We start from the raw sequence: 23,671 nt of genomic DNA, 5'->3' as shown, positions 1-23,671 counted from the left end.
GATCGACCGGGCCATGCGCGCTTCCATTTGCTCGACAATGACATCGAGCCGCGTACTGCCATCGGGCTCCTTGTGGCGCAGCTTTGCGCAGAAGCGTTTGACCGAGTTGTACTGGCCAGCAAAGCCGTGCTCGTCGACCAGGTCTTGGTAGATGGCCGTGGCGTTGCGCTTCAGACGCAATTGGGCCTCGATGAACTCGCGCCAGGGTTCGCACAGGGAGGTGGCCACCGGCCCAGGAGCCGGTGGCCAGGGTGGGGGAGTTTGCTCTGCCGAGCCGGTGGCCACCCCGGGGGAATTTGACGGCAGATGCTCCAGCCAGCGCTGTTGGTAGCTCCTGACCGTCTTGCGGTCGATGCCCGTGATGCGGGCGATCTCGCGTTGCGATGTGTTGCGCTCCAGCAGTGTCTCTATGGTGGCGCGTTGGTTGGACTTCAAGACATTCACTCCTTGGCCTTCCCTCGGGGAAGACCGGATCAATGTCCTGCCAACAGGTGCCGACGACGCCGGCGTTAAACCCCTATCCCCGATCAGTTCAGGTGGGGGAGTTTGAGGTGGCCATAACCGGGGGAGTTTGGGTGGCCATCAGGGTTCTAGTGAACTTCACAAGGGCTGCTTCTAGGGAGTCAACATACGGGCGTATAAGCCTCCTAAACCATGGATACGTTGATGTTCTTCACTTGAGTGAACTCAAATAGCTCGTCTTTCGATTCCTCACGCCCCATGCCCGATTGCTTGTATCCGCCAAAGGGAGCTCCAACAATGTGCGTAGAGCAGTCGTTAATCCAAACGTAGCCGGCCTCCACCTGCGCAGCGGCGCGGTGCGCGGTAACCAGATCGCGCGTCCAGATCGAGGCGGTAAGCCCAAGATCTGTCCCGTTGACCGCTTCGTAGAGTTCGCCTTCACGACCCCAGCGCAGCACGGACAAGACAGGACCAAACACCTCCTCGCGCGCTACCTTCATCTCCGGGGTAACACCCGTGAACACGGTCGGCTCGATGAAAAACCCGTCTGCCAGATGCGCATCCCCAGGATGGGCGCCACCAGTTGCCAGTTCAGCACCTTCGCTTCGGGCGGAAGCAATGTAGGCTAGGCAGCGGTCGTACTGAGCGCGGTTTATTAGCGCTCCCATAGTGGTGGCCATGTGCGTTGCAATACCTGGGCGGTGACGGTTCTTCAGAAGGTCGAGCATCCTCTCTACGAAGTCGTCGTGAAGACTTTCATGAAGGAACAACCTGCTCGTTGAACCGCACGACTGACCACACCACGTGAAGTTCATGCCGCGTACTGCCCCTTGTACGGCACGATCAATGTCGGCGTCGGGGTATATGACCATGGCGTTTTTTCCACCGAGCTCCAGCAGGCAGCGCTTCATGGTGTCGGCGGCGCTGTGCAGCACTGCCTTTCCGGCCGGTACGCTGCCGATCAATCCTACGGCCGCCACTTCCGGGTGTTTCACCAGGGCTGCGCCGACATCGCGTCCGCCCACTAGGCAGTTGAGCACGCCAGGTGGGAATATGTCCTGCAGCAGCTCCATTAGTCGCAGCGTGGAAAGCGGGGCCTGTTCCGGCGGCTTAATAATCACAGTGTTGCCAGCCGCCAGTGGTGCGGCAATTTTGCCGGCAGCGAACATGAAGGGGTGATTGAAGGGGAAGATGCGGGCCACCACGCCCAGTGGCTCGCGGCGGGTGTAGTTGAGCGAGCCGTTGGCGGTGGGCATGGTCTCGCCCTTAATCTCGAGCACCAAGCCCGCGAAGTATTCCAGCTGTGTAGCTGCGATCTCCGCGTCCATCACCATGGCCCTAACCGGGTTTCCGCAATCCGCAGCATCCAACAAAGCAAGTTCTAGGGCGTTCGCACGGATCCTGGTAGCTGCCTCCCGCAGGCAGCGCGCGCGCTCAAGTGGTGGCGTTGCGGCCCACCCAGGAAATGCCTGACGAGCGCTGGCCACCGCAGCCTCAATGTCGACGAGGCGAGCGACCTGAACGTCACCGAGCAGTTGCCCCGTTGATGGGTTGATGCTTCGAAGGTGATCAGCATTTCTGTGGGTGTGCCAACGTCCCCCCCAGAACTGCCCTGTATTGGTCGGCAATACGTCAGTCACACGCGCCGACAGGTCAGGCTCACTCGCCAATTGCTCAGTCTGCACTGCTTTCCCTCAGGAGCCCCAATCGACGGTAAACTTCCCGGTTAGACACCTGAAAGATTCTTGCCCCCTCTTTGCCAGCAGTGTGGCGCGCCCATTGCCGGGCTGGGATAGTAAAAACGTCGTGCGTTGCCCATTCGAAGCGTTGATCGCCGATCTCGCTTACACCCTGGCCTTCGACTACGTAGCAGACGGTCGAGGCGGAAGAAAGGTGCTTTCGCGTCGGCTGGTCCGGGCGGAGCTGAAGCACCTGACTGTCCATAAGGTCCATGCAAGGACCACCAGTCAGGGGATTGATGAACTTTACGACACGTGAGCCATCGGTACGCTCTGGTGCAGCTTCCAATGCACGCAGGGTCTCTAGCCACGGATACCTAAACTTTGGCGAGTATGGGCGCTGCTGATAGTCTGTGTCATCCAAGTTGGGAACGACTCCAGCGGTAGCAAACGTACCCTCGGGAAGTTGCGCTGGTAAGTCCTTTGCTGGGCCCGGCTGAAAGTCGGTGGTGCCCAGGTAGTAGTGCATGCCTACGTCTAGCACGTCGAGCCAAATCACCGGATCGGGTCCGTCGTTCACATGCTCATGCCAGCACCATCCGGGGGTGAGGATGAGGTCACCCGGCGTCATTTCGCAATCTTTTCCATCGACGATTGACTTCACTCCTCCGCTGCACTGAACCACGAATCGCAACGCGTTCATCGGGTGGCGGTGCGGGTGAGCTCGCTCACCAGGCAAGACCAGCTGAAAGTCACAGAACAACGTGCCGGTGGCCGCTTCGTCGTAGACGTGGTGCCGGTCTGCCTTGGTCTTGAGCAGAACTCGTCTGTCGAGAACGTGAGCGGCCTTTATCCTCCCTGTCTCCGTCAGGATGGATTGCATCGTCGCCCATTTCCAGTGTTGAGCAGTTTCGAGCGCCTTGCCAAAGGTTGCTGCTGTCTTGCTCTCCCAAAGAGGGACCAGGTGGTTGTCTATGTACTTCTGCCGCAGGGCAGGTGATACCGGATCGTCGGTGGTGTTCGGGCTTTGGGACATGCAAATCTCCTCGACGCTAGTCAGGCCGCTCGCGCAGCAGTACGGTTCTCTAGCTCCTTCCAACGCCGCCCACATTCGATTGCGCCATCACGGTACGTATCGGGCAGGAAGAGATATGGAGGACGGGGTGGCCCAGGGTCTATCAGGCCCGCACTCTTGAACCTCAAATGGCCGATCTGGATGCTGTAGTCCATGAACGCGGCGAGGTCTCCGTTGGCGAACATGGCTGCTTCCGCCCAGTTGGCCTCATCTGAGAGAGCCTTCGCCCGCGTCCAGTCTTTCATGAGAATGGCATGCGCAAGAGCCATGTTGAACTTTGGCGCGCAAGCGACGCTGCCCGACCAAGCGGCGATAGCCCGGTCTGGAAACGCTTGTGCCGCATCCAACCATGCTGTCGCCAGCGGAAGAATGCGTATGCGATCGCCCACTGCGTCCAGATCCGCCAGGAGCTGTGGCCCGCCCGTGTGCTTGGACGCGACCACCTCTGGAATCTTTGCTAGCCTGAGGTAGGCTGCTGGAGATATTTTTCCTTTGAACGCTACAGGATTGTCATAGACCACAAGTGGGACGCCAGGCATGGCCCTCGCGATGTCCTCGTAGTAGCGAACGATGGCATCGTCGTCCATTGCAAGCCACATTGGCCGCCCCACAAATAAGCCATCAGCACCTACCTCGATCAACTGCCGGGCCAGTGCAATCGTGTCCCGTGTGTTGAGTGTGGTGACGCCGGCAAAAACCGGACGACTCCGCGAATTGGTTTGAACGACGCACTCCACCAATGAAACCAACTCTTCACGCGTTAGAGTGGCACATTCGCCAAATGTCCCCGTGGTGGCGATAAGGTCGACCTTAGCATCAACCATTAGTCGAACTAGTTTTTCCACCTCTGGGAGGTTAACTGAGTTCTTGGTGGACCATTCGCTGGCGTCGGAGGTGGCGGGAGTTGGCAGGATGCCAAACACACCTCGAATATCGTAGTAAGTGAGCTTCATACGGATTGAAACGGAGGCGACGGTGCTGAACGCATGTCGCGAGGTATTGAGCAAATGACTGGTGGCAAATCGCTCTTCAAGTCTTGCGGTACTTTTCAATGAGCCTTCGCGCTTCGCTCAACAGCTTGGAGCCATCGAATCCGCGTCGGTCCATCTCCTTGACCCACTCGTCGTATATGCCCGCCGAGAGTCTAATCATCTCCTCGGTTTCCGATTTGCCCAACGAATGCAGTGTGTGTTTCTGATCCTGCGATAGCCGCTTGCGCACTGGGATGTCACCGTCTTGGATCACTTTGCCGAGAAACGCAGACGCGCCCATTCCGGAGTTGCGGTCGATTACATCCCTCAGCTCCCTAGACAATCCGTTGTACTTGGCAGAGTTCATCGCCATGAATTGCGTGCTGTTGTAAAACCCCGGGAACCCATCTGCCATGGCGCTGTGGAAGGTCGTCAACTCGTCTACTTTTACTGAGGGAATCACCTGCCAGGGCAAGACGACCCCATCCACTACCCCTTTGGACAATGCGTCTGGAATCTGGGGCAAGGGCATCCCTACGGGAGTGGCACCGATGGCCGCGAGCAACTGAGTTCCTTTGCGCGTTGCACCTCGAACCTTCATACCCTTGAGGTCCGCGGCACTTTTGACTAGCTTGCCCTTGGTATGAAAGAGCCCCGGGCTGTGCGTGTGAAACGCGAGCAAGTGCACACCTTGAAACTCGTCCTTCGCGTGCGAGGTGGCGAACTCCCATGCTGCCTTGGAAGAGCCTTCTCCGTCGAAGGTAAAGAAGGGCAACTCAAAAACTTCCGTTTTCGGGAATCGACCAGGGGTGTACCCCGGCAATGACCACATGACATCGACCACGCCATCCCGCACCTGATCGAAAAGTTGCTGCGGCGCTCCGCCAAGTTGCATCGCGGGAAACGCCTGGAACTTGATGCGGCCACTCGACTCAGTTTCGATTTTCTTCATCCAGGCTAGGTGCCCATTTATCCACAGGTCAGAGGCCGGCGACATAAAGGTGTGAAAGCGAAGCGTCACCGCTTCCTGCGCACGGACGTTGACGAGAGGCGAGGCAATCAGCGCTGAGGCGCTGGTCTTCAGAAGTGTTCGGCGGTCAAGCATGATGTCTCCAGTTTGTGATTTCCAGGTAGCCTGCTGGATGGCAGGCTGCTAGTTGTCGTTCGATTTGGTGTCGAAGATTTGCACGGTACCTTCGTGCTCCTTCACCATGAATACAGCGAGCGGATGTCGACATGGCGATGCAGTTGCTCTCCCAGTACGTATGTCGAAGCGTCCTTGGTGCAGGGGGCATTCGATTTCCCATCCATCCAGGTAGCCCTGCGACAGGGAAGCCTTGCCGTGCGTGCAACTATCGGCCACCGCATATGTGTTGCCCTCTACCCGAGCGAGCAGGACATAGGTGTCTCCATGCTGAACGCGTCTTACCTCTCCCTCCGGAGGCGCTTCGACGATTGAGGTCTCTGGCGAGTACGTCGCGGGACGATCTGCGTTCATTGAGAAGCTCCGAACATCAGTTTGCGGTAGAAGTCGTAAAACCCGCGGATAGGACTCTCGGACACCATGTTGCCGAAGTCCTGTGGGGGCGTTGGGTTTCGCCCGCCAAGCTCTACGACGCAGTTCCGATCTGGGTTGGGCGTAATCGCGGCGTTTGAGAACTCGAATACCTCAGTGTCGTCAATGGACACTAGGCCTGCAGGTCCGGTGAGGTTTGCCAGTCTCACTCGACGCTGTGTCATCTCGGGGGTATCGCTTTCATACCCGAAGTAGGTCCATGACAACTCAAATTGACCCGGCCCCCTGGGTATGACGTTGCGGAACTGCAGGGAGTTCTGCTGTTGCTGGATTGTGAGCGCCGGAAACATCGTTAGGTTCTGGATCGTTATGTCATCCGCATACTCTTTTACTGGAGCGACGATGCGCATATCGTTGAGCTTGAAGTCCGAGCTCAAGCGAGTCATGTCCTCAGTGCCCTTGGTGTCCTTGGGATCATTCGCAATCGAACTCGTTATGTTGTGGGCGAGGGTGCGCGGGTCCTGAAGGAGTTCGCCTTTCTGGTCCGCTCGGTACAGCCCAAAGCTGATCAGAAACACATGCAGTAGCGTGGCATGGTAGGGATCCTTGAGGTTGTCCTGGTACAGCTTCCAGTTGCCCTTGATGAGCTGTCGGTGGTGCCCCAACACTTTCAGTTTGCGCCCATCGAATACCCTTAGGAATCGCTTGTGCAACTCCTCCCCCAGATAGTCACTCAGGGGCAGAGTGTTGTTCTTGAAGGAAGCAAAGATCACTCCATTGACAACTTCGACCTTCAGAGTTTGCAAGCCATGTTGCTTTAGATCGAAGTCCGACGGAAAGCCTCCCTTGCCTTTGAGCCCCCGCAAGAATGGCACGCCCATAAGTTCGCCGTTGAGCTTGTAGGACCATTGGTGATACGGGCATGTCAGGTCATCACTCTTGCCAAACTTCTTTTGGCACACCTGCGCACCGCGGTGCGCACAAGCGTTCAGCAGGACATGGATGACTCCATCCTCGTCTCGGGTAACGATGACTGACTTTTCTCCAATGTCGGCGAGCTTCCAAGAGCCGAGGGTAGGTAGCTCGCTCTCCAAGCCCACAAAGGTCCAGAAGGGACCATAAAAGATGCGCTCCATCTCCCTCCGGTAAAGCGTCTCGTTGGAGTAGATCCAGTTTGGGATCCGAGAGCAATCCTCGGTAGGCCATTCAGGAAAGTCCTCTTCGGTGGCCTGCGACCGTAGGAAGTTTCGCGTCATTTCAAGTCCTTTCGGGATGGGGCACGATTTGTCAGACCGGATAGACAGTGGAGCCGGCAATTAGCTCCGTATCGAAGATTGCGACGCGCTTGGCAAAGCGCAGTTGCTCTCCGCGTCGTGTCAAAGTGTCGAAGCTGCGTCCGACCATCTGCAGCTCTGTGCTTCCCGACTCAAAGGTCTGCCAGACCATGAACTGGCTGCGCGTGAGCAACACATCCTCCTTCGCTTCAACCAGTTGAATATTCATCGAGGTGTGGAAGATCCTCCGGGGTGCGAAGACCAGTGTGTTGCGAATAGCCGTGAGTCGATCCTTGATCGCTCCCGTGCTTTCACACAGCATCACGCAAAGCGGCAGCCCCAACTCATGGTTGCGGCGAGAAGTCATTCGGTACTCGGCCTGCTCATCGAAGAGTTCGATCCAAGTCTCTAGCGAGTCGTCTGACAATCTGTGCGAAAAGTCGTTGTAAAGCGACTGGATCTCAAGGTGCAGGGGGGGAGCGTTCACTACATGTCTCACTCAAATGTTTAACACTTGTCTTTATTACTTCGGTGCCGAAGGGTTTGGTGATGGTTTCTCAGAACATCTCTTCTTAGAATAGGTGTTTACCCTTAAGAGTGTGTGAAGTGGTGGGCTCTGTCGCAGCTAAAATACTTCGGTACTATGGGTTTTCACTGATGTCCTTTTCTTGCCCTTTCATCCGCCAGCGAGTACTCGTCTAGCCATATGCAGACATCCCGCCTCAGCCACAGCGAAGCCGCCTCTCCCTCGTCCGAAGAGCGAGTTCTGAGCCCTGCCATAAACGACAGCCTGGGCTTCTTGATTGCGGACAGCGCTCGTTTCGTCAAACGCTCTTTGTATGGACGCATCGCTCCCCACGGCATTCGCGGAGGGTCATGGTTTGCATTGCGAGTGCTTTGGCTGGAGGATGGGATTAGCCAGAGGGAGCTTGCGAAGCGCTTGGGGGTAATGGAGCCATGGGCGCTTGAAATGGTCCGCAGCATGGAGCGGGACGGACTTGTGATGCGCACGCGCGACGAAGCGGATCGCAGGCGCCTGAAGTTGACGCTTACCGAAAAGGCTCGCTCACTGGAGCCCAAGATGATGAACATTGCATCTGCGGTGAATCGGCTGATGCTGGAGGGGCTCACAGAGTCCGAGGAAGTGCTGCTTAAGTTGCTGCTCAAGAAGGTGCGCGAAAGACTGGCTGCAGACACAGAGGTTCGCGGAGAGCTTGACGAAGACAGTGTCTAGGAGCAGAGCTACCTGTACGGAGCCTGGCGCCCGTGAGGCAGTACTGTTCGTGGCACATAGCTGGCCATCGAGGCGGGGGCTTGAAGTCGCATATGGCCGCTGCCGGATTCAACACCCCCTTGTTTGGGTGAGAGATGAGTTCGAGGCTGCTCGCGGAGATCGGCTAGGCGGTTTCTCGCAAGTTGAAACTCGCAGCGATCAAGTCAGCCATCAGGCGTTACGGAGCGGTGGCCCGAGCGACCGGATATCTGGGCTTTGGTAAGGCGTCATACCGAGTTGGTTCGTGAGCTTGGGGAAGGGCTGCCGCGCTGGATTTTTCCAGGGTGCTGAATCAACAGGAGTGCCCACTCGCGTCGTCTGGAGGGCCTCGGGCCATTTTTGCAACCACTGTCCGCAGGTATGGCCTTTTCATAGGTCGCTTGACATGGATTGCACAACTGCGCGGATGCGCGGAACGCATGTGCAGCATTGGGCGGAGAGAGGCTGACCTCTGCTGTGACTCGTGTGTGGGTCAAATTGCAAAAACTTAGGTCTCGAAGTATAATGCTTCCATTCCGCTCAGACGCCGATCACCGAGGAGACTTGACATGCTTTCCGCGCAAGACAACGAGCTACTTTGCCGCGTTACTGGGGATGCCCCTATGGGTCAGCTGATGCGTAAGCATTGGACACCAGTGTGTCTAATTGAGGAGGTCGCAGAACCCGATGGCGCGCCCGTAAAGGCCCGGATCTACGGGGAGGATCTGGTGGTCTTTCGCGATAGCGAGGGGCTAGTGGGCGTACTGGACGAGAAGTGTCCCCACCGGCGCGCCTCACTGGTCTATGGTCGAAACGAGGAAGGAGGCTTGCGCTGCCTCTATCACGGCTGGAAGATGGACGTTCAGGGCAAGGTGCTTGAGATGGTCTCGGAGCCGTCCACGAGCGGCTTGGTCGAAAAGGTGCGCNATGGTCGAAACGAGGAAGGAGGCTTGCGCTGCCTCTATCACGGCTGGAAGATGGACGTTCAGGGCAAGGTGCTTGAGATGGTCTCGGAGCCGTCCACGAGCGGCTTGGTCGAAAAGGTGCGCCACAAGGCCTACCCGGTCAAGGAATGGGGTGGCATGGTCTGGGCCTGGTTCGGCCCTGCCAACGAGGTGCCGGCATTTGCTCCGCCGGCTTGGGCGCCAACCGAGGACACGCGCGTGTCCATCGCCAAGGTCGTGCTGCCCTGCAACTGGGCGCAGATTCTCGAAGGTGCAATCGACTCGGCCCACAGTTCCAGTCTGCATTCCTCAGACATGGTGCCGGCACGTGTAGATGGTGCCAAGGCCACGGCCAACAACTGGCTGCGACCGTCCACCGACAAGGCGCCTCGCATGCAGGTACAACGCGGCGAGTACGGCTTCCGCTACGCGGCGATTCGCCGCCCAATCCAGAACGCAGCCACGCACGACTACGTGCGCTCCACTGTCTTTGTGGCGCCGTACTCAGTCTTGATACCACCCAACAATCTTTACAACGTGGCTAACGTGAACGTGCCGATGGACGATTCGAACACGGCCTTCTATTTCATTGCCTGGGGTCATGCCACGCAGACGCCTGAGACTGAGACTTGGCGGAAATTCCTGCGCCAGACCGTCGGCATTGACCTAGACGATCGATATCACCCACTGCGCAATGAGGCCAACCGGTTTTGGCAGGACCGCCAGGCCATGAAGGCTGGCAACTTCACCGGCATCTCGGGCTTTCCAAATCAAGACGTGGCCATGTGGATCAGCATGGGACCCATCGCCAACCGCAGTGACGAGCGGCTGGGCGCAAGCGACATGGCCATCGTTGAATTCCGCAAGCAGATGCTCGAAGAACTTCGAGCCTTTCAAGCCGGCGGAGTAGCCATTGGTACCGGCGAGCGCGCTATCGCCCGCGGCGTGTGCTCATTCCAGGCTGTGGTGCCGAAGACCACTGACTGGCGCGACTACGAGACCACGTATGTGTGGGCTGATGGAGTGGAGCGCCCCGAACTCGAACCATCCTATTCCGTGAGCGTCTGACCCGCATGTCCAAACTCCAACTTTCCGTCGCCATGGGTGACTACGACCGCACGCGCGCGCTGCTCGACGGTCGCGTGCAGATTGATGGCGTCGACCCGGTCTATATGAACCTCTACCCCGAGGAGATGTTCTTTCGCGCCATGCGCGGCCAGGAGTTCGACGTCTCCGAACTGTCTTTCTCCAGCTACTGCGTGAAGACGTCGCGCGGCGACTGTCCCTATGTGGCGATCCCGGTCTTCCTCTCGCGCGCCTTCCGCCACACCTCGCTGTACGTGCGCAAGGACCGCATCCGCTTACCGCAGGACCTTAAGGGCAAGCGCATTGGCCTGCCGGAGTACCAGCTCAGCGCGAACGTCTGGGCGCGCGCCATCCTGCACGATGACTATGGCGTCGCGCCGGAGGACGTAACCTGGGTACGCGGCGGGATCGAAACCCCCGGCCGGCCCGAGAAGATCGCGCTGCAGCTGCCTGCCGGAGTGACGCTAGAGAGTGCGCCCGAGGGGCAGACCATCTCGGACATGCTTGATCGAGGAGACATCGATGGCTTCATGGCCCCGCGCCCGCCATCGGCACACGTGCTGTCCAACCCGAACGTGGGCTGGCTGTTCGATGACCCTACCTTGGTTGCCAAGGACTACTACCGGCGCACTGGCATCTTCCCAATCATGCACGTTGTGGGGGTTCGCAGATCGCTTGCCGAGCAGCATCCCTGGTTGCCTGGCGCGTTGTTCAAGGCCTTCTCACAAGCCAAGCTAGCGGCGCTGGAAGCCCTATCAGACACCTCGGCCACTAAGGTAACGCTGCCCTTTGTGGAAGAGCAACTCAAGGCCGCTCGCGAGTCCCTGGGCGAGGACTTCTGGTCCTATGGCGTTGCCAACAACCGTCCCACGTTGGAGACCTTTCTGCGCCACCACCACTCGCAGGGCCTGTCAGCGCGGCGGCTGGAGGTAGACCAGATCTTCCATCCCGCGACCTATGAAAGTTACTCAATCTGATCGTCGCCGGGACCCGACTCATCGACGGCCAGATTCTCAATCATCGCTAGCAGGCACTTGCGCACGGTGGCTAGGGACTTGGCGGGCAGGCCAGCCACGCTCACGTGATTGACCTCCTCGGCCAGTGGCACGAGTACCTTTTCTAGCCGGCGTCCTGCCGGTGTCAGGTAGATGTGGATATTTTTGCGGTTGCTAGGCAATTGACGTCGCTCGATCAAGGCCATGCTTTCCATGGCCCTGACCGCCGCAAAGGTGGTGGGCTCCATGACGCCAGCCAGCTCGCTGAGCTCGCGCTGTGTCAGTCCGTCCTTGATCCAGAGAATACGCAGGAAGGTCCAGTGCCCGAAGGAGACACCATGCGCCGAGAGGCGCTGTTGAAGTGCGCGCATCTGCGCCCGCGCGACGTCACGGATCAGGTGGGCGAGGCGGTCATTGGGCACTGCTTCGCGCCAGTGGCGCAGCAGGTGACTGGTGGGGTCTTGAGGGGGCATGCAGGGCGGTTCATACGACCGGGACTTGTTGTCGCAGCATGATATCGGTGCCGGCGCGCTGCGACGCCAGCAGGGCGAGGCAAAGCTCAAGAGTCGCGCGCGACCAGCGTCCCCCGTGACGCGCTGCCTGGCCCTCGCGCGCCACCGACCAGAGTTCGTCGATCACCTCGGCACGGGGCACGGCCGGCAACGCGCACGCCTCGGTGTGCACGCCCTGCGCGACATGCTGGTGGACACCATCGGGCCGCTGTCCATCCTGCAACGGTCCTGAGCGCGTCCTGCTTGTGTCCCGGGCTGGCCCGGGGTTTGACTTGAATCAGTGGCGTCGCGCCGCGGCTCGACGCCTCTCGCCGTCTCAGCGCTCGACCGGCTTGTCGGAAAAGCGCATCGAGAAATCGACCGCCTTGATGTCCTTGATCAGGCCGCCCACCGAGATGCGGTCGACCCCGGTCTCGGCGTAGGGGCGCAGGGTCTCGAAGCTCACGCCGCCCGAGATCTCCAGGCTGCAGCGCCCGCCCGCCATGCGCACGGCCTCGCGGATGGTCTCCAGGGGCATGTTGTCCAGGAGGACCATCTCGACGCCGGCATCCAGGGCTTCCTGCAGTTGCGACAGGGTCTCGACCTCGACCTGGATGAATTGGACCTGGGCCTTCAGGGCCTGCGCGGCGCGGAATGCCGCGGTGAGGCCGCCGGCCGCGGCGATGTGGTTCTCCTTGATCAGGATCGCGTCGTACAGGCCCATGCGGTGGTTCTTGCCGCCACCGCAGCGCACGGCGTACTTCTCGGCGATGCGCAGGCCCGGGATGGTCTTGCGCGTGTCGAGGATGGCCGCGCGCGTGCCGCGCACGGCATCGACATAGGCGGCCGTCTTGGTGGCGACGGCGCTGAGGGTCTGCATGAAATTCAGGCAGACGCGCTCGGCGGTGAGCAGCTCGCGGGCCGAGCCCTCGATCTCGACGACCTTGGCGCCCGGGGTGGTGCGCTGGCCGTCGGTGATGTGCCAGGTCGCGCGCGCGCCGGGCGCCACCTGGCGCAGCACTTCGTCGACCCAGGGGCGGCCGCAAACGATGGCCGACTCGCGGCAGATGATGGTGGCGACGGCGCGCTGGCTGGCCGGCACCAGGGCTGCGGTGAGGTCGCCGCTGCCCACGTCCTCTTCGAGGGCGCGGCGGACATCGGCGCTGACTTGGTCGGCGGGAACAGTGGCTTGCATGGGAGGGATTTGAAAAAAACGGTGGAACGGGCGACGCAATGGCGGCGGGCGGGGCCCGCGCCTTGCCTGCATGGTCCAGGCGCGGGTCGGCGCGCGAACACGCCTCAGGGCGTCGTCGCGGGCGGGCGGCTGGAGGCCAGGTCGCGCCGGATCACGACCGGCTTGCCCCCCAGGCGCTGCTTGCACATCCAGTGCGCCAGAGCGGAATCGAGGTAGTCGGCATGCCCCGGAAACCAGCGGGCGAGTTCATCGGCCAGGCGACGGCAATGGCTGGTGTCGCCCTTGGCCGCGAGCTGCTGCACTTCGTGCAGCGAGGCCAGCACCGCCGCGTGTTCATCGATATGGCATTCGCGGGCGGGAAACTGGGTCTCCACCATCCAGCGGTTCTCGTCGTCGAAGTGGCGCTGCGCGTGGTCGACGACCGCATCCAGGCAGGACGCGAGGTCGGCATCCGAGGCGTTTTGCAGGGCCGAGACGACGCTCACGAATTCGTGGTGCACGTCGTCCATCGGCTGGTACCCGAGCAGAAGGCCGTCGTGCCAGTGCAGCGGGCCCTCCGGGGCGGGGGTCGGAATCGGGTTCATGGACTCTATTTGAACAGCAATAGCGCCGCCAGCAGCGTCAGGAAGGCATAGAGCAGGCCGCGAAACAGCCGCTCACTCAGCCTGTGGCGGATCGAGGTGCCTATTTTGAGGCCAATGAACATGGGCGCCAGGGCCGCCAGCGACAGCGCCGCCTCCTGCCAGCCGAAGCGCCCGAACCAGAGCATCGCCCCATACATCGGCACCGATCCGAACAGGTAGATCACGCTGATGCTGCCGATAAACTCCTCCCGCTTGAGGCGCAGGGCCACCAGGTAGGCGATGATGATCGGGCCGGTGAGGGAGGAGATGCCGCCCATGACGCCGGCGATGACGCCCACCAGCGGGTGGGTCCAGGCCTGCAGGCGCGGGGAGATCTCGCCGCGCGGGCGCACCAGCATCAGGACCACGGCGCTGACCACGATCAGGGCGATCAGGACGTTGAGCGTCTTGAGCGACAGGCCCTGCGTGTACTTCACGGTCAGGAGGGTGGTGACGAATTGCGCCACGATCAATGCGGCAAAGCGCCGCATCGTGAAGCCGAAGCGCCCGCCCTCCAGCGCCTGCCAGAGGTTGGACGAGAGCACGGGCGTGACCAGCAGGCCCATGGCCTGCGGCGCCGGGACCACGAGGGACAGCATCGGCACCACCACCAGCGGCAGGCCGACGCCGAGCGTGCCCTTGACGATGCCGCCGACGATGAACATGCAGGCCCCGATGGCCAGCAGGGACAGCAGCGGGGCGGACAGTTCAGGCAGCACGCGCGGGTCTTGTACCGATCACTCGGCCTTGAGTTCGGCCTGCTTGCCGGCCTTGGCCATGGCCTGGTTCTCGCGCTCGATCTCGCGGCGGTAGGCGTCGGGGTTGGCGCCGATGCCTTCGATGCCGGCGTTCTGGAATTTCTCCACCACGTCGGGCTGCTTGACGACCACGGCGATCTCGTCGGCCAGGCGCTTGATCGCATCGGACGAGGTGCCGGCGCGGGCCAGCACGCCGATCGTCACCGAGAAGTCGAAGCCGGGGATCACCTCGGCGATGGAGGCGACATCGGGGGCCTGGGGCGAGCGCTTCGAATCATTGCTGCCCACGAGCACCACCTGGTTGTTCTTCACGAAGCCGGCCATCGAGGGCAGGGCCGAGAACAGGAAGTCGACCTGGCCGCCGATGAGGGCCGGCACCGACTGGCCCGAGCCGCGGAACGGCACATGGCGGATGTCCAGCTTCAGGTCGGCCTTCATGGCTTCCATCGTCAGGTGGTGCGTGCTGCCGATGCCCGAGGAGCCGTAGGTGTAGGCGCCCGGATTCTGGCGCACCTTGGAGACGAACTCATTGAGGTTCTTCACGCCGGTCTTGGGGTGGCCACCAGGAACAGCGGCGAACGCGCGATCAGCGAGACGGCCATCAGGTCCTTGCCGACGGCATAGGTGGCCGACTTGTTCACCAGCGGCGTGATCGACAGCATGGAGCCGTCGGAGACGATGAAGTTGTGGCTGTCGTTGGGCGCTGCCAGCAGGCTCTGGTAGGCCACCACGCCGTTGCCGCCGGGCTTGTTGTCGATCACGAAGGACTGGCCCATGCGCTCGGTGAGCTTTTGCGCCACGATGCGCGCCACGGTGTCGGGCAGGCCACCGGCGGCATAGGGGACGATGAACCTGACGGGCTTGTTCGGGAAGGCGCCCTGCGCCAGGCTGGCCAGGGGGGATAGCGCCAGGGCGAGGCCGGCGGCGGCGAGGAATCTGCGTTGCATGTTTGTCTCCAGGATTGAGTGTGGGAAATACGCCCCGTCAGGAGCGCCGCTCGCCCGACCCCGCGCGGGTGCAAGGGAAAACGCGAGCTTGTTTTCTTAGTGATCTAAGAGAATAATGAAAGATCGATGGCCGTGTCAAGCGTGGTAACCCCCTGATCCATCTTCTTTGCACCGCGGCCTGTCCCTATCTGCATTTGCCTGGAATCGCGTCGATGTCCGACACCCCTGTCCTGCACCCCCTGCGAGTGAGCCGCAAAGAGGCCATCGCCCGGGATATCCACCTGTTCGAGCTGCGTGACCCGCAAGGCGCGCCCTTGCCGGCCTTCGAGGCGGGCGCTCACCTGCCGATGCGCGTGCCCAGCGGGGCGATGCGCCAGTACTCCCTGTGCGGCGACCCGCAGGACACCAGCTGCTACCAGGTGGCCGTCAAGCGCGAGGCCGAGGGCCGCGGCGGCTCGCGCAGCCTGGTCGATGAAGTGGCCGTGGGCGACACCCTGATGGTGGGGGAGCCGGCCAATCTGTTCGCGCTGAGCGACAAGGCCAGGAGCTTCATCCTGGTGGCCGGCGGCATCGGCATCACGCCGATGATGGCCATGATCCGCACCCTGCAGGCCGAGGGCCTGCGCAACTTCAAGCTGTATTACTTCAGCCGCGACCCGGAAGGCACGGCATTTCGCGAGGAGCTGGCCGCGCCCGAACTGGCCGGTCGTGTGGTGATCCACCATGACCATGGCGATCCGGCGCGCTCCTTCGACCTGTGGAAGATCTTCGAGAAAGTCACGGCCGGGGCCCATGTCTACTGCTGCGGCCCGAAGGGGCTGATGGACGGCGTGAAGGACATGACCGGCCACTGGCCCGACAGCGCCATCCACTTCGAGAGCTTCGGCGCGGACACCAAGCCGCGGCCGGACGACCAGCCCTTCGATGTCGTGCTGCGCTCCAGCGGCCAGCGCCTGACGGTGCCCGCGGGCCAGTCCATCCTTCACGTGTTGCAGCAGGCCCATGTTCCCGTGCCGAGCTCGTGCGAGAGCGGCACCTGCGGCTCGTGCAAGGTGCGCCTGCTCGAAGGCCAGGCCGACCACCGCGACCTGGTGCTGCTGGAGGAAGAGAAAGGCGATCACATCATGGTGTGCGTCTCGCGCGCCTGCGGCCCGACGCTGGTGCTCGATCTATGAGCGCGGCCGCCCCGATCGCCAGCCCGGTGGCGGATCCGGTCCGCCTGGGCGTGCTGGGCCTGGGACGCGCCTTCACGCTGATGGTGCCGACCCTCGCCCAGGACCCGCGGCTGCGACTGGTGGCCGCCTGCGATCCGCGGCCGGCAGCGGTGCAGCGCTTCACGCAGGACTTCCAGGCGCAAGGCCATGACAGCGCGCAGGCCCTGTGCGCGGACCCGGCGGTGGAGTGGGTCTATGTGGCCACGCCGCACCAGATGCATGCCGAGCACGTGGCCCTGGCCGCAGCGCATGGCAAGCATGTCATGGTCGAAAAGCCCATGGCCCTGAGCCTGCAGGACTGCGACCTGATGATCGATGCCTGCGCGCGCGCCGGCACGCAGCTGATCGTCGGCCACAGCCACAGCTTCAACGCCCCCGTGCTGCTGGCCAAGCGCCTGATCGACAGCGGGCGCTACGGCGCGGTGCGCATGATCCACGCGATGAATTTCACCGACTTCCTGTATCGCCCGCGCCGGCCCGAGGAGCTCGATACCGCGCGCGGTGGCGGGGTGGTGTTCAGCCAGGCAGCGCACCAGGTCGACATCGTGCGCCTGCTCGGGGGCGGACAGGTGACGGCGGTCTACGCGCGCACCGGCCGCTGGGACGCCTCGCGCCCGACCGAAGGCGCCTACACCGCCATCCTCGATTTCGCCGGCGGCGCCTTCGCCAGCATCACCTACAACGGCTACGGCCACTACGACAGCGACGTGCTGATGGATGGCGTGGGCGAGATGGGTCGCGCCAAGGCGCCCGGCACCCACCAGCAGACGCGGCGCAAGCTGCGTGCCGCCACCGATGAAGTCGCGGAAGCCCGACAGAAGGCCGAACGCAATTACGGCGGGTCCGCCTACCAGCCCGACACCGCCCCCGCGCCGGGCGCGTACCAGCACTTCGGACCGGTGATCGTGTCCTGCGATGGCGCGGACCTGCGCCTGACGCCCCATGGCGTCGAGGTGCATGACGAGGACGGCGTGCGCCTGGAGCGCCTGCCGGCCCCGCGCATCGCGCGCAGCGAGGTGGTCGACGAGCTCTGGTCGGTCGCCCGCCAGGCGCGGGCGCCCGTGCATGGCGGCGCCTGGTCGCGTGCCACGATGGAGGTGTGCCTGGCGATCCTGCAATCGCAGCAGCAGGGCGCACCGGTGGGCCTGCAAAGTCAGGTACCCTGTGCGAGCCTGTCTGCCTGACCATGAAAGCAAAGACGTCCGACACCTTCCACCTGCTGCGGCACTGGCGCGAGTCCGTGCCGGATGATCGCCTCGCGCACCTGATTCGCGATGTGGCGCGCGCCCAGATGCGGGCGCTGCAGCAGCGCCTGACGCACCATGGCGTCTCCTTCGGCCACTGGACTTTCCTGCGGATCCTGTGGATCCGTGACGGACTGACCCAGAAGGAGCTGAGCGACTTTGCCGGCGTCATGGAGCCCACCACCTTCAGCGCCGTGAAGGCGATGGAGCAGATGGGGCTGATCGAGCGTCGCCAGCTGCCCGGCAACCGCAAGAACATGCACGTCTATCTCACCGCCGCCGGGCGTGCCCTCGAGCGCAAGCTGGTGCCGCTGGCCGAGGAGGTCAACCGCATCAGCGTGGCCGGCATCCCCGACAAGACCGTGGCCCAGCTGCGCAAGGCGCTGCTGACGATGATCGAGAACCTGGCCCTGGAGGAGTCCGGCGGGCTGGCGGACGCGGCCGCCGATTGAGCGAGCCCCCGCCGCGCGTGCAGCGGGCGGATGCCGGTCAGATCTTGTAGGTCTCGTAGGTCGACGGATCGAACACTTCCTCGACCGCCAGCTTGCGCGCCGACAGGCCCTGGGCGTGGTGGTGGTGCAGGAAGGCCTCGATCGTCTTGCGATTGGCCTCGACGCCATACGACCAGAAGTCCTGGCCCAGGGTCTCGCGGGCGGCCTTGAGCTGCTCCTCGACGAAGGGCAGGGTCACCTTGGTGGCCGAGGTGTCCGCCAGCAGCTCGAGGGCGCGGGCCTTGGACTCGCTGAAGGCCTTGAACACCGCCCCGGGCAGCCAGCGATGCTGCTGCGCCAGTTCCTTGCGGATGCCCACCACGTGCATGATCGGGAAGATGCCCGTGCGGCGGTAGTAGTCCTTGGCCACGGCGGTCGGGTCATCGAACAGCCAGGCCACATCGGGGTTGCTGGCGGCGGCCCCTGAGGGCGGGCGCGGCGCGATGAAACCGTCGATCTCGCCGCGATCGAGCATGTCGGAGATGGTGGTGTCCGCCGGCGCATCCTCGATCTTCACGCCCGCAGGCAGCGACAGCTTGATCTTCTCGGGCCGGCCGGGCGTGTCGATGCCGCCGCGCACCCAGGTCACGTCCTCGGGGCTGATGCCGTAGTCGGACTGCAGGATCGAGCGCGCCCAGACGATGGCGGTGAGTTGGTACTCGGGGATGCCGATGCGCTTGCCCTTGAGGTCTTCGGTCCTCTTGATGCGGTCCTTGCGCACGTAGATGGAGGTGTGGCGGAAGGCCCGCGAGAGGAACACCGGCACCGCCACGTAGGGGCACTCGCCCCGCGAGTGCTTGACCAGGTAGCTGGAGAAGGACAGCTCGGTGATGTCGAAGTCCTGGCTGCGCATGGCGCGGAAGAACATCTCCTCCGGGCTCAGGAGCATGTAGACCGGGTCGCAGCCGTCGATCTGGGTGCGGCCGTCGAACAGGGCGCGGTTGCGGTCGTAGTCGCCCATGGCGACGGAGATGCGGAGTTGGCTCACTGGTTCAAGCTTTCACTGCGTAGTTGTTGTCGGTGCCGGCCTGGATCTCGGAGCCTTGCCACACGTAGGTGGCCCCATGCTGGCGCCAGTCGGTGGTCTTGGGGATCACGCTCTGGAAGGCGCAGACCTCGGCCGGGATGGCGTGCTCGCCGGTGCCGATGGCGGGCGCGCCCTGCTCGAACTGGCGCACCGCCTCGACCATCTGCTTGCGGAACTCCACGACGGCCAGGTCGCTGGCGCCCAGGCGGTCTTTCGTGCGGTCGGCGATCGGGCCCATCGTCACCCACATCGCCACGTCCTGGTTGGGGAAGCCCGAGATGCCGGTGAAGTTGCCCGCCTTCATCGCCTGGCGGTTCTGCCAGAAGCGGTTCTCATGGTTGCGCAGCGGGCGATAGCGCTCGTCCAGGTCCACCCCCACGGTCTGGCGCAGGAACTTGCGCCAGGTCTCGGTTTCCGGGGTCTGGGCGGGATGGCCCCAGGCGATGAAGTAGAAGTTAGTGGTGGTGTCGTCGGCGGGGACATTGACGTTGGCCACGTTGTACAGGTTGTTCGGCGGGATCAGCACCGTCCAGGGCGCGACGAACACCGTGGTGCGCACATATTCATGCGTCTGCGCATTGAAGATCGGGCGGCGGATCGCGGCGTAGCGGAAGCCGTAGCCGCCGCGCTGCACCTGCAGGCGCGGCGCCTTGTCGGTGGACGGACGCAGCCAGTTGGAGGACGTGGCCTCGGCACCCTGCACGCGCGCGGGCACCATGTCGGAGCTGTGCAGGCTGGAGCTGTGGGCCGAGTCGATGGCGCCTTCGAGCACCTGGGCCCAGTTCACCGGCAGGACCACCTTGGCGATCGACACGCGCGCCTCGGCGGTGGGCGCCCAGCGCGGGGGCACGAACTCGGGCATCGCCTCCTTCTCGCCCAGCCAGGCCCAGACCATGCCGGCCCACTCCTTGACCGGGTAGGCCTTGTGCTTGACCTTCTCCATGAAGCCGCTGGAGGCCGGCTCGGACACCATCTCGGTGACGTTGCCGTGCACGTCGAACTTCCAGCCGTGATAGAGACAGCGCAGGCCGCCTTCCTCGTTGCGGCCGTAGACCAGCGAGGGACCGCGGTGCGGGCAGGCCTCGTCCATCACGCCGACGTTGCCGTCGGTGTCGCGGAACACCACCAGGTTCTCGCCCAGGATGCGAGCGCTGACCGGGTCGCCGTCGGGCTCGGCCACTTCCTCGCTCAGGCAGATGGGAACCCAGTGCTGGCGCATCAGCCGGCCCATGGGCGCGCCGTTCTCGACGCGGCACAGCAATTCGTTTTCTTCGCGGGTGATCATGATGGGAAACCTCCAAAGGGGCAGCCTGGCGCAGCGCCGGGTGCCTGGTAAGCGGTGAATATACTTTGATCTCTAAGAATATTCAAATCCGGGTTTACCCTTTCGCGCGGTGCGGCGCGCCACTGCATCGAAGGTTGTGCGATCACGCGCCCTGCGCGCGCAGGCATGAAAAAGCCCTCGCGGGGCGAGGGCTTGGCAGGCCGGCGTGGCCGGCAGGGTCGGCGCGGCCTTAGGCTGCCTGCGGGTTCTCGATCAGCAGCGCGATGCCCTGGCCGCCGCCGACGCAGGCACTGGAGACGCCATAACGCTTGCCGCTGCGGCGCAGCTCGCGCGCCAGGGTGAGGGTCAGGCGCACCCCGGTGCAGGCCAGCGGATGGCCCAGCGCGATCGCCCCGCCATTGACGTTCAGGCGCTCGATGTTCATGCCCAGCTCGCGGGCCACGGCCAGGGTCTGCGCGCCCTGCGCCTCGTTGACCTCGAAGCGCGCGATGTCGTCCAGCTTCAGGCCGCTGCGTTCGAGCAGCAGGCGGATGGCGGGCGCCGGGCCGATGCCCATGATCTCGGGCGGCACGCCGGCCACGGCGGCGGCGACCACGCGCGCCAGCGGCTGCTTGCCCTGCGCATTGGCATAGGCGCCGGAAGCGACCACGGCCGCGGCGGCGGCATCGACCAGCGCCGAGCTGTTGCCGCCGGTCTGCACGCCGCCTTCGAAGACGGACTTCAGCTTGGCCAGCACCTCCACCGGCGACAGGCGCGGGTGGGTGTCGGCCGTCACTTCCGTGACCTTGCCCTGCAGCCTGATGCCGCGCGGCTTGTAGCCTTCGAGCTCGAACTTCTCGGTGACCACCGGCACGATCTCGCCGGCCAGGAAGCCATCCTGCTGCGCGGCCACCGCGCGCGCATTGGAGCGGCTGGCAAAGGCGTCGACGTCCTCGCGGCTGATGCCGTACTTGCGCGCCAGGTTCTCGGCGGTCTGGATCATGTTGATGCCGGCGGCCGGATCCTTCAGAGCCTCCCACATGTAGTCCTTGAAGCCCACCGGCGCACCGAGCTTGAAGCCCGTGCGGTGGTCGAAGGCGGCGATGGGGTTGCGCGTCATGCTCTCGGTGCCCACCACGAGGGCGGCGTCGCACTGGCCGCCCTGGCTGTGCTCGCCGGCCTGGCGGAACAGCTCGAAGCCGGTGCCGCAGATGCGCTGGGCCAGCAGGGCCGGCACTTCCAGCGGCCCGCCGGCGTACAGGCCGATGTGGCGCGGNTGCGCGTCATGCTCTCGGTGCCCACCACGAGGGCGGCGTCGCACTGGCCGCCCTGGATGTGCTCGCCGGCCTGGCGGAACAGCTCGAAGCCCGTGCCGCAGATGCGCTGGGCCATCAGGGCCGGCACTTCCAGCGGCACGCCGGCGTACAGGCCGATGTGGCGCGGCAGGAAGAACTGGTCGAAGTCACCGGGGGCCATGTTGCCGGTGATGACCGAGCCGATGTGGTCGGCCGGCACGCCCGCGCGCTGGAGCGCTTCGCGGGCCGCCTTGATGCCCAGGTCGGTGGGAGAAACGTGGCCCAGGGCCCCGCAGTAATCGACCATCGGGGTGCGCACCCCGTCGAGCATCCAGACGTCGTCGAATGCGTTGAAGAACCCTTTGTGGGCCATGAGCTTCTCCTAGATTGTTCGAGTGTGGGGGCAGGCGTCCTGGTGCCCCTGGCGCCTGCGCTTGCCGCAAACCGGCAGGTTGCCTGATTCTAGGCCGGGCCTCAGGGATAACCCCCTGGAGAAGGTCCTGCAGGCCGAATGTTGTACGGACATTCAGGCCACGCCCGGCGCCGCGCTGGTGCTGTTCCCGCACGTGTTCGAGAAGCTGCCCTACGACCCGATGCGCGAGCTCAAGCCGGTCACCAAGGTCGCCAGCTTCCACCTCGGCCTGGCCGTCCTGCCCGACGTGCCCACCTTCACCGAGCAGGGTTTCCCGCAGCTGGTGGTCGATGGCTGGTTCGGCGCCTTCCTGCCAGGCGGCGCCAGCGCCGAGGCGGCCGCCAGCCTGAACACGGCGATCCACCCGGCCCTGAGGGAGCCGGGGGGGTGGCGACTCTGGAGAAGATGGGGCTGTCGATCTCGACCATCCGCAACCCGGCGCAGTTCGAGCAGGTGATCGCGCAGGAATACCGCCGCTGGGGCGATACCGGGAAGATGACGGGCTTCAAGCCGATGGCCTGATGGGGCCTGGCGCCCCCGGCAGGAATCGAACCTGCTTTCATACCTAGCAACGACAAGGGCGAATGCAGCATTCTGCCATACGCCCTACCTATCTTCTACCTAAGTTTCTATGATGACAGATGCGCTCAGAAGGGGGCGGACGTGGGCCATGGGGGTGGTCTGCTGAAGCCCCCTCGAATTCCTGAACCAGTCAGAAGTAGAGGTTGGGGAATTGTTTCACACGGTACTCGACCGGTGGGATACGGCCCAATGACTCATGGGGCCGGTGGTGGTTGTAGCGGTGCAGCCAGTCCTCGGTCATTTGCCTGACCTCGTTCAGTGATTCGAAGACATAGCAGTCCAGTACCTCGGTTCGGTAGGTTTTGTTGAATCGTTCGACATAAGCGTTCTGCGTAGGCTTTCCGGGTTGGATGTGGTTGAGGGCAATGCCCTTGGATTGAGCCCATTCGGCCAGGGCGTGGGCAATGAATTCGGGGCCGTTGTCCAGGCGAATGGACAGAGGTGCGCCCCGAACCTCGACCAATTCGTCCAATGCGCGGATGACCCGCGCCGCTGGCAAGCTGGTGTCGATCTCAATACGCAGGCCTTCCCGGTTGTATTCGTCGATCACGTTGAACGTCCTGAAGCGCCGACCTGACCACAAGGCGTCGGACATGAAGTCGCAGCTCCAGCCTTGATTGGGTTGGCTCGCAGCGCGCAGCGGCTGCTTGATGCGTGCTGGCAGCCGTTTCTTGCCACGCCGTGGCAAGTTCAGCCGCAGCTGGCAGTAAACGCGCCACAGCACGGTCTTGCCCCAAGGCTGTTTCTGGAGGCGGGCGCTGTCATACAGCAGGTCAAAGCCGTGGCGCGGGTTGAGTGCCATGTGGCTTTGGATGAAGGCGATCACCCCGGAGTCGTCGCGTGGCACTGGCCTTGGACACCGGCTACGCCACCC

The 23,671-nt window shown here is 63.1% G+C and carries 22 protein-coding genes and 4 pseudogenes; 8 read left to right on the top strand and 18 right to left on the bottom strand.

The window, feature by feature from the left end:
• From HZS63_RS13015 to HZS63_RS12980, 8 genes and pseudogenes are all read right to left on the bottom strand, one after another.
• A pseudogene (locus HZS63_RS13015) lies at positions 1-444 on the bottom strand (IS21 family transposase); the annotation flags it as partial.
• 203 nt (positions 445-647) lie between these two features.
• Positions 648-2,132: an aldehyde dehydrogenase family protein gene (locus HZS63_RS13010; RefSeq protein ID WP_180684444.1), complete on the bottom strand. Its 1,485-nt coding sequence runs from the start codon at positions 2,130-2,132 to the stop codon at positions 648-650.
• Between the two features lie 4 nt (positions 2,133-2,136).
• Complete coding sequence (locus tag HZS63_RS13005) at positions 2,137-3,177, bottom strand: cupin domain-containing protein (RefSeq protein WP_180684441.1); 1,041 nt, start codon at positions 3,175-3,177, stop codon at positions 2,137-2,139.
• A 20-nt stretch (positions 3,178-3,197) separates the two neighbouring features.
• The gene (locus tag HZS63_RS13000; RefSeq protein WP_180684440.1) at positions 3,198-4,169 is read right to left on the bottom strand and encodes a dihydrodipicolinate synthase family protein; all 972 of its coding nucleotides are present in this window, start codon (positions 4,167-4,169) and stop codon (positions 3,198-3,200) included.
• Positions 4,170-4,245: 76 nt separating this feature from the next.
• The gene (locus HZS63_RS12995; protein ID WP_180684439.1) at positions 4,246-5,292 is read right to left on the bottom strand and encodes a TRAP transporter substrate-binding protein; all 1,047 of its coding nucleotides are present in this window, start codon (positions 5,290-5,292) and stop codon (positions 4,246-4,248) included.
• Between the two features lie 48 nt (positions 5,293-5,340).
• Positions 5,341-5,685, bottom strand: a complete 345-nt coding sequence (locus HZS63_RS12990; RefSeq protein ID WP_180684438.1) for a non-heme iron oxygenase ferredoxin subunit — start codon at positions 5,683-5,685, stop codon at positions 5,341-5,343.
• Entirely contained in the window at positions 5,682-6,959 is a 1,278-nt protein-coding gene (locus HZS63_RS12985) for an aromatic ring-hydroxylating oxygenase subunit alpha (protein WP_180684437.1), read from the bottom strand. The genes HZS63_RS12990 and HZS63_RS12985 overlap by 4 nt, the downstream gene beginning before the upstream one ends.
• 31 nt (positions 6,960-6,990) lie before the next feature.
• The gene (locus HZS63_RS12980; protein ID WP_180684436.1) at positions 6,991-7,464 is read right to left on the bottom strand and encodes an aromatic-ring-hydroxylating dioxygenase subunit beta; all 474 of its coding nucleotides are present in this window, start codon (positions 7,462-7,464) and stop codon (positions 6,991-6,993) included.
• Positions 7,465-7,683: 219 nt separating this feature from the next.
• On the opposite strand from HZS63_RS12980, the gene HZS63_RS12975 reads away from it, so the two are divergent.
• The 3 genes from HZS63_RS12975 to HZS63_RS12960 all read left to right on the top strand — a co-directional run bounded on the left by HZS63_RS12975 (position 7,684) and on the right by HZS63_RS12960 (position 11,236).
• Positions 7,684-8,211, top strand: a complete 528-nt coding sequence (locus HZS63_RS12975; protein WP_180684435.1) for a MarR family winged helix-turn-helix transcriptional regulator — start codon at positions 7,684-7,686, stop codon at positions 8,209-8,211.
• 587 nt (positions 8,212-8,798) lie between these two features.
• Positions 8,799-10,241, top strand: a complete 1,443-nt coding sequence (locus HZS63_RS12965) for a Rieske 2Fe-2S domain-containing protein (RefSeq protein ID WP_246316371.1) — start codon at positions 8,799-8,801, stop codon at positions 10,239-10,241.
• A gap of 5 nt (positions 10,242-10,246) precedes the next feature.
• Complete coding sequence (locus HZS63_RS12960) at positions 10,247-11,236, top strand: type 2 periplasmic-binding domain-containing protein (RefSeq protein ID WP_180684434.1); 990 nt, start codon at positions 10,247-10,249, stop codon at positions 11,234-11,236.
• On the opposite strand, the gene HZS63_RS12955 is transcribed toward HZS63_RS12960, so the two are convergent.
• On the bottom strand, positions 11,224-11,727 hold the full coding sequence (locus tag HZS63_RS12955) for a MarR family winged helix-turn-helix transcriptional regulator (protein WP_180684433.1): 504 nt from the start codon (positions 11,725-11,727) through the stop codon (positions 11,224-11,226). The genes HZS63_RS12960 and HZS63_RS12955 overlap by 13 nt on opposite strands.
• Here HZS63_RS12955 and HZS63_RS12950 point away from each other — a divergent pair.
• Positions 11,726-11,998, top strand: a complete 273-nt coding sequence (locus tag HZS63_RS12950) for a hypothetical protein (protein ID WP_180684432.1) — start codon at positions 11,726-11,728, stop codon at positions 11,996-11,998. The two genes, HZS63_RS12955 and HZS63_RS12950, sit on opposite strands and share 2 nt — an antisense overlap.
• 84 nt (positions 11,999-12,082) lie before the next feature.
• On the opposite strand, the gene nadC is transcribed toward HZS63_RS12950, so the two are convergent.
• From nadC to HZS63_RS12930, 4 genes and pseudogenes are all read right to left on the bottom strand, one after another.
• On the bottom strand, positions 12,083-12,940 hold the full coding sequence (gene nadC, locus HZS63_RS12945; RefSeq protein ID WP_180684431.1) for a carboxylating nicotinate-nucleotide diphosphorylase: 858 nt from the start codon (positions 12,938-12,940) through the stop codon (positions 12,083-12,085).
• 104 nt (positions 12,941-13,044) lie between these two features.
• A complete protein-coding gene (locus HZS63_RS12940; RefSeq protein ID WP_180684430.1) occupies positions 13,045-13,524 on the bottom strand; it encodes a bacteriohemerythrin in 480 nt (159 codons plus the stop codon).
• A gap of 5 nt (positions 13,525-13,529) precedes the next feature.
• Positions 13,530-14,282, bottom strand: coding sequence for a TSUP family transporter (locus HZS63_RS12935; RefSeq protein WP_180684429.1), 753 nt, complete (start codon positions 14,280-14,282; stop codon positions 13,530-13,532).
• An 18-nt stretch (positions 14,283-14,300) separates the two neighbouring features.
• Positions 14,301-15,097: pseudogene (locus HZS63_RS12930) on the bottom strand (Bug family tripartite tricarboxylate transporter substrate binding protein).
• A 383-nt stretch (positions 15,098-15,480) separates the two neighbouring features.
• On the opposite strand from HZS63_RS12930, the gene HZS63_RS12920 reads away from it, so the two are divergent.
• The 3 genes from HZS63_RS12920 to HZS63_RS12910 are packed head-to-tail and all read left to right on the top strand — an operon-like array spanning position 15,481 to position 18,178.
• Complete coding sequence (locus HZS63_RS12920; RefSeq protein ID WP_180684426.1) at positions 15,481-16,443, top strand: PDR/VanB family oxidoreductase; 963 nt, start codon at positions 15,481-15,483, stop codon at positions 16,441-16,443.
• On the top strand, positions 16,440-17,666 hold the full coding sequence (locus HZS63_RS12915) for a Gfo/Idh/MocA family protein (protein ID WP_180684425.1): 1,227 nt from the start codon (positions 16,440-16,442) through the stop codon (positions 17,664-17,666). Before HZS63_RS12920 ends, HZS63_RS12915 begins: the two co-directional genes overlap by 4 nt.
• Positions 17,667-17,668: 2 nt before the next feature.
• Entirely contained in the window at positions 17,669-18,178 is a 510-nt protein-coding gene (locus tag HZS63_RS12910; protein ID WP_180684424.1) for a MarR family winged helix-turn-helix transcriptional regulator, read from the top strand.
• 37 nt (positions 18,179-18,215) lie between these two features.
• Here HZS63_RS12910 and HZS63_RS12905 read toward each other — a convergent pair whose 3' ends face one another.
• The 4 genes and pseudogenes from HZS63_RS12905 to HZS63_RS12890 all read right to left on the bottom strand — a co-directional run.
• Positions 18,216-19,205, bottom strand: coding sequence for an ABC transporter substrate-binding protein (locus tag HZS63_RS12905; RefSeq protein ID WP_180684423.1), 990 nt, complete (start codon positions 19,203-19,205; stop codon positions 18,216-18,218).
• A gap of 4 nt (positions 19,206-19,209) precedes the next feature.
• Positions 19,210-20,529 carry a Rieske 2Fe-2S domain-containing protein gene (locus HZS63_RS12900; protein WP_180684422.1) on the bottom strand — a complete coding sequence of 440 codons (1,320 nt, stop codon included), beginning with the start codon at positions 20,527-20,529 and terminating at the stop codon, positions 19,210-19,212.
• Between the two features lie 229 nt (positions 20,530-20,758).
• Positions 20,759-21,784, bottom strand: a pseudogene (locus tag HZS63_RS12895) (thiolase family protein); the annotation flags it as partial.
• 48 nt (positions 21,785-21,832) lie between these two features.
• Positions 21,833-22,176 (bottom strand): annotated as a pseudogene (locus HZS63_RS12890) (thiolase family protein); the annotation flags it as partial.
• Between the two features lie 61 nt (positions 22,177-22,237).
• Here HZS63_RS12890 and HZS63_RS12885 point away from each other — a divergent pair.
• On the top strand, positions 22,238-22,672 hold the full coding sequence (locus tag HZS63_RS12885) for a type 2 periplasmic-binding domain-containing protein (RefSeq protein ID WP_180684421.1): 435 nt from the start codon (positions 22,238-22,240) through the stop codon (positions 22,670-22,672).
• A 255-nt stretch (positions 22,673-22,927) separates the two neighbouring features.
• Here the strand turns inward: HZS63_RS12885 and HZS63_RS12880 are convergent.
• On the bottom strand, positions 22,928-23,671 hold a 744-nt coding region (locus HZS63_RS12880; protein ID WP_180684420.1), incomplete at its 5' end, for an IS3 family transposase.

Source organism: Tepidicella baoligensis, from assembly GCF_013432195.1.
Taxonomy (GTDB): domain Bacteria; phylum Pseudomonadota; class Gammaproteobacteria; order Burkholderiales; family Burkholderiaceae_C; genus Tepidicella; species Tepidicella baoligensis.
Note: the sequence above shows the minus strand (reverse complement) of the source record. Positions and strands in the feature narration are given on the sequence as shown.

Bases quoted from the DNA above. Each gene is read 5' to 3' on its own strand.
- HZS63_RS13005 (WP_180684441.1), bottom strand. From the start codon at position 3,177: ATGTCCCAAAGCCCGAACACCACCGACGATCCGGTATCACCTGCCCTG.
- HZS63_RS13000 (WP_180684440.1), bottom strand. From the start codon at position 4,169: ATGAAGCTCACTTACTACGATATTCGAGGTGTGTTTGGCATCCTGCCA.
- HZS63_RS12995 (WP_180684439.1), bottom strand. From the start codon at position 5,292: ATGCTTGACCGCCGAACACTTCTGAAGACCAGCGCCTCAGCGCTGATT.
- HZS63_RS12990 (WP_180684438.1), bottom strand. From the start codon at position 5,685: ATGAACGCAGATCGTCCCGCGACGTACTCGCCAGAGACCTCAATCGTC.
- HZS63_RS12985 (WP_180684437.1), bottom strand. From the start codon at position 6,959: ATGACGCGAAACTTCCTACGGTCGCAGGCCACCGAAGAGGACTTTCCT.
- HZS63_RS12975 (WP_180684435.1), top strand. From the start codon at position 7,684: ATGCAGACATCCCGCCTCAGCCACAGCGAAGCCGCCTCTCCCTCGTCC.
- HZS63_RS12960 (WP_180684434.1), top strand. From the start codon at position 10,247: ATGTCCAAACTCCAACTTTCCGTCGCCATGGGTGACTACGACCGCACG.
- HZS63_RS12950 (WP_180684432.1), top strand. From the start codon at position 11,726: ATGCAGGGCGGTTCATACGACCGGGACTTGTTGTCGCAGCATGATATC.
- HZS63_RS12955 (WP_180684433.1), bottom strand. From the start codon at position 11,727: ATGCCCCCTCAAGACCCCACCAGTCACCTGCTGCGCCACTGGCGCGAA.
- nadC (WP_180684431.1), bottom strand. From the start codon at position 12,940: ATGCAAGCCACTGTTCCCGCCGACCAAGTCAGCGCCGATGTCCGCCGC.
- HZS63_RS12940 (WP_180684430.1), bottom strand. From the start codon at position 13,524: ATGAACCCGATTCCGACCCCCGCCCCGGAGGGCCCGCTGCACTGGCAC.
- HZS63_RS12920 (WP_180684426.1), top strand. From the start codon at position 15,481: ATGTCCGACACCCCTGTCCTGCACCCCCTGCGAGTGAGCCGCAAAGAG.
- HZS63_RS12915 (WP_180684425.1), top strand. From the start codon at position 16,440: ATGAGCGCGGCCGCCCCGATCGCCAGCCCGGTGGCGGATCCGGTCCGC.
- HZS63_RS12910 (WP_180684424.1), top strand. From the start codon at position 17,669: ATGAAAGCAAAGACGTCCGACACCTTCCACCTGCTGCGGCACTGGCGC.
- HZS63_RS12900 (WP_180684422.1), bottom strand. From the start codon at position 20,529: ATGATCACCCGCGAAGAAAACGAATTGCTGTGCCGCGTCGAGAACGGC.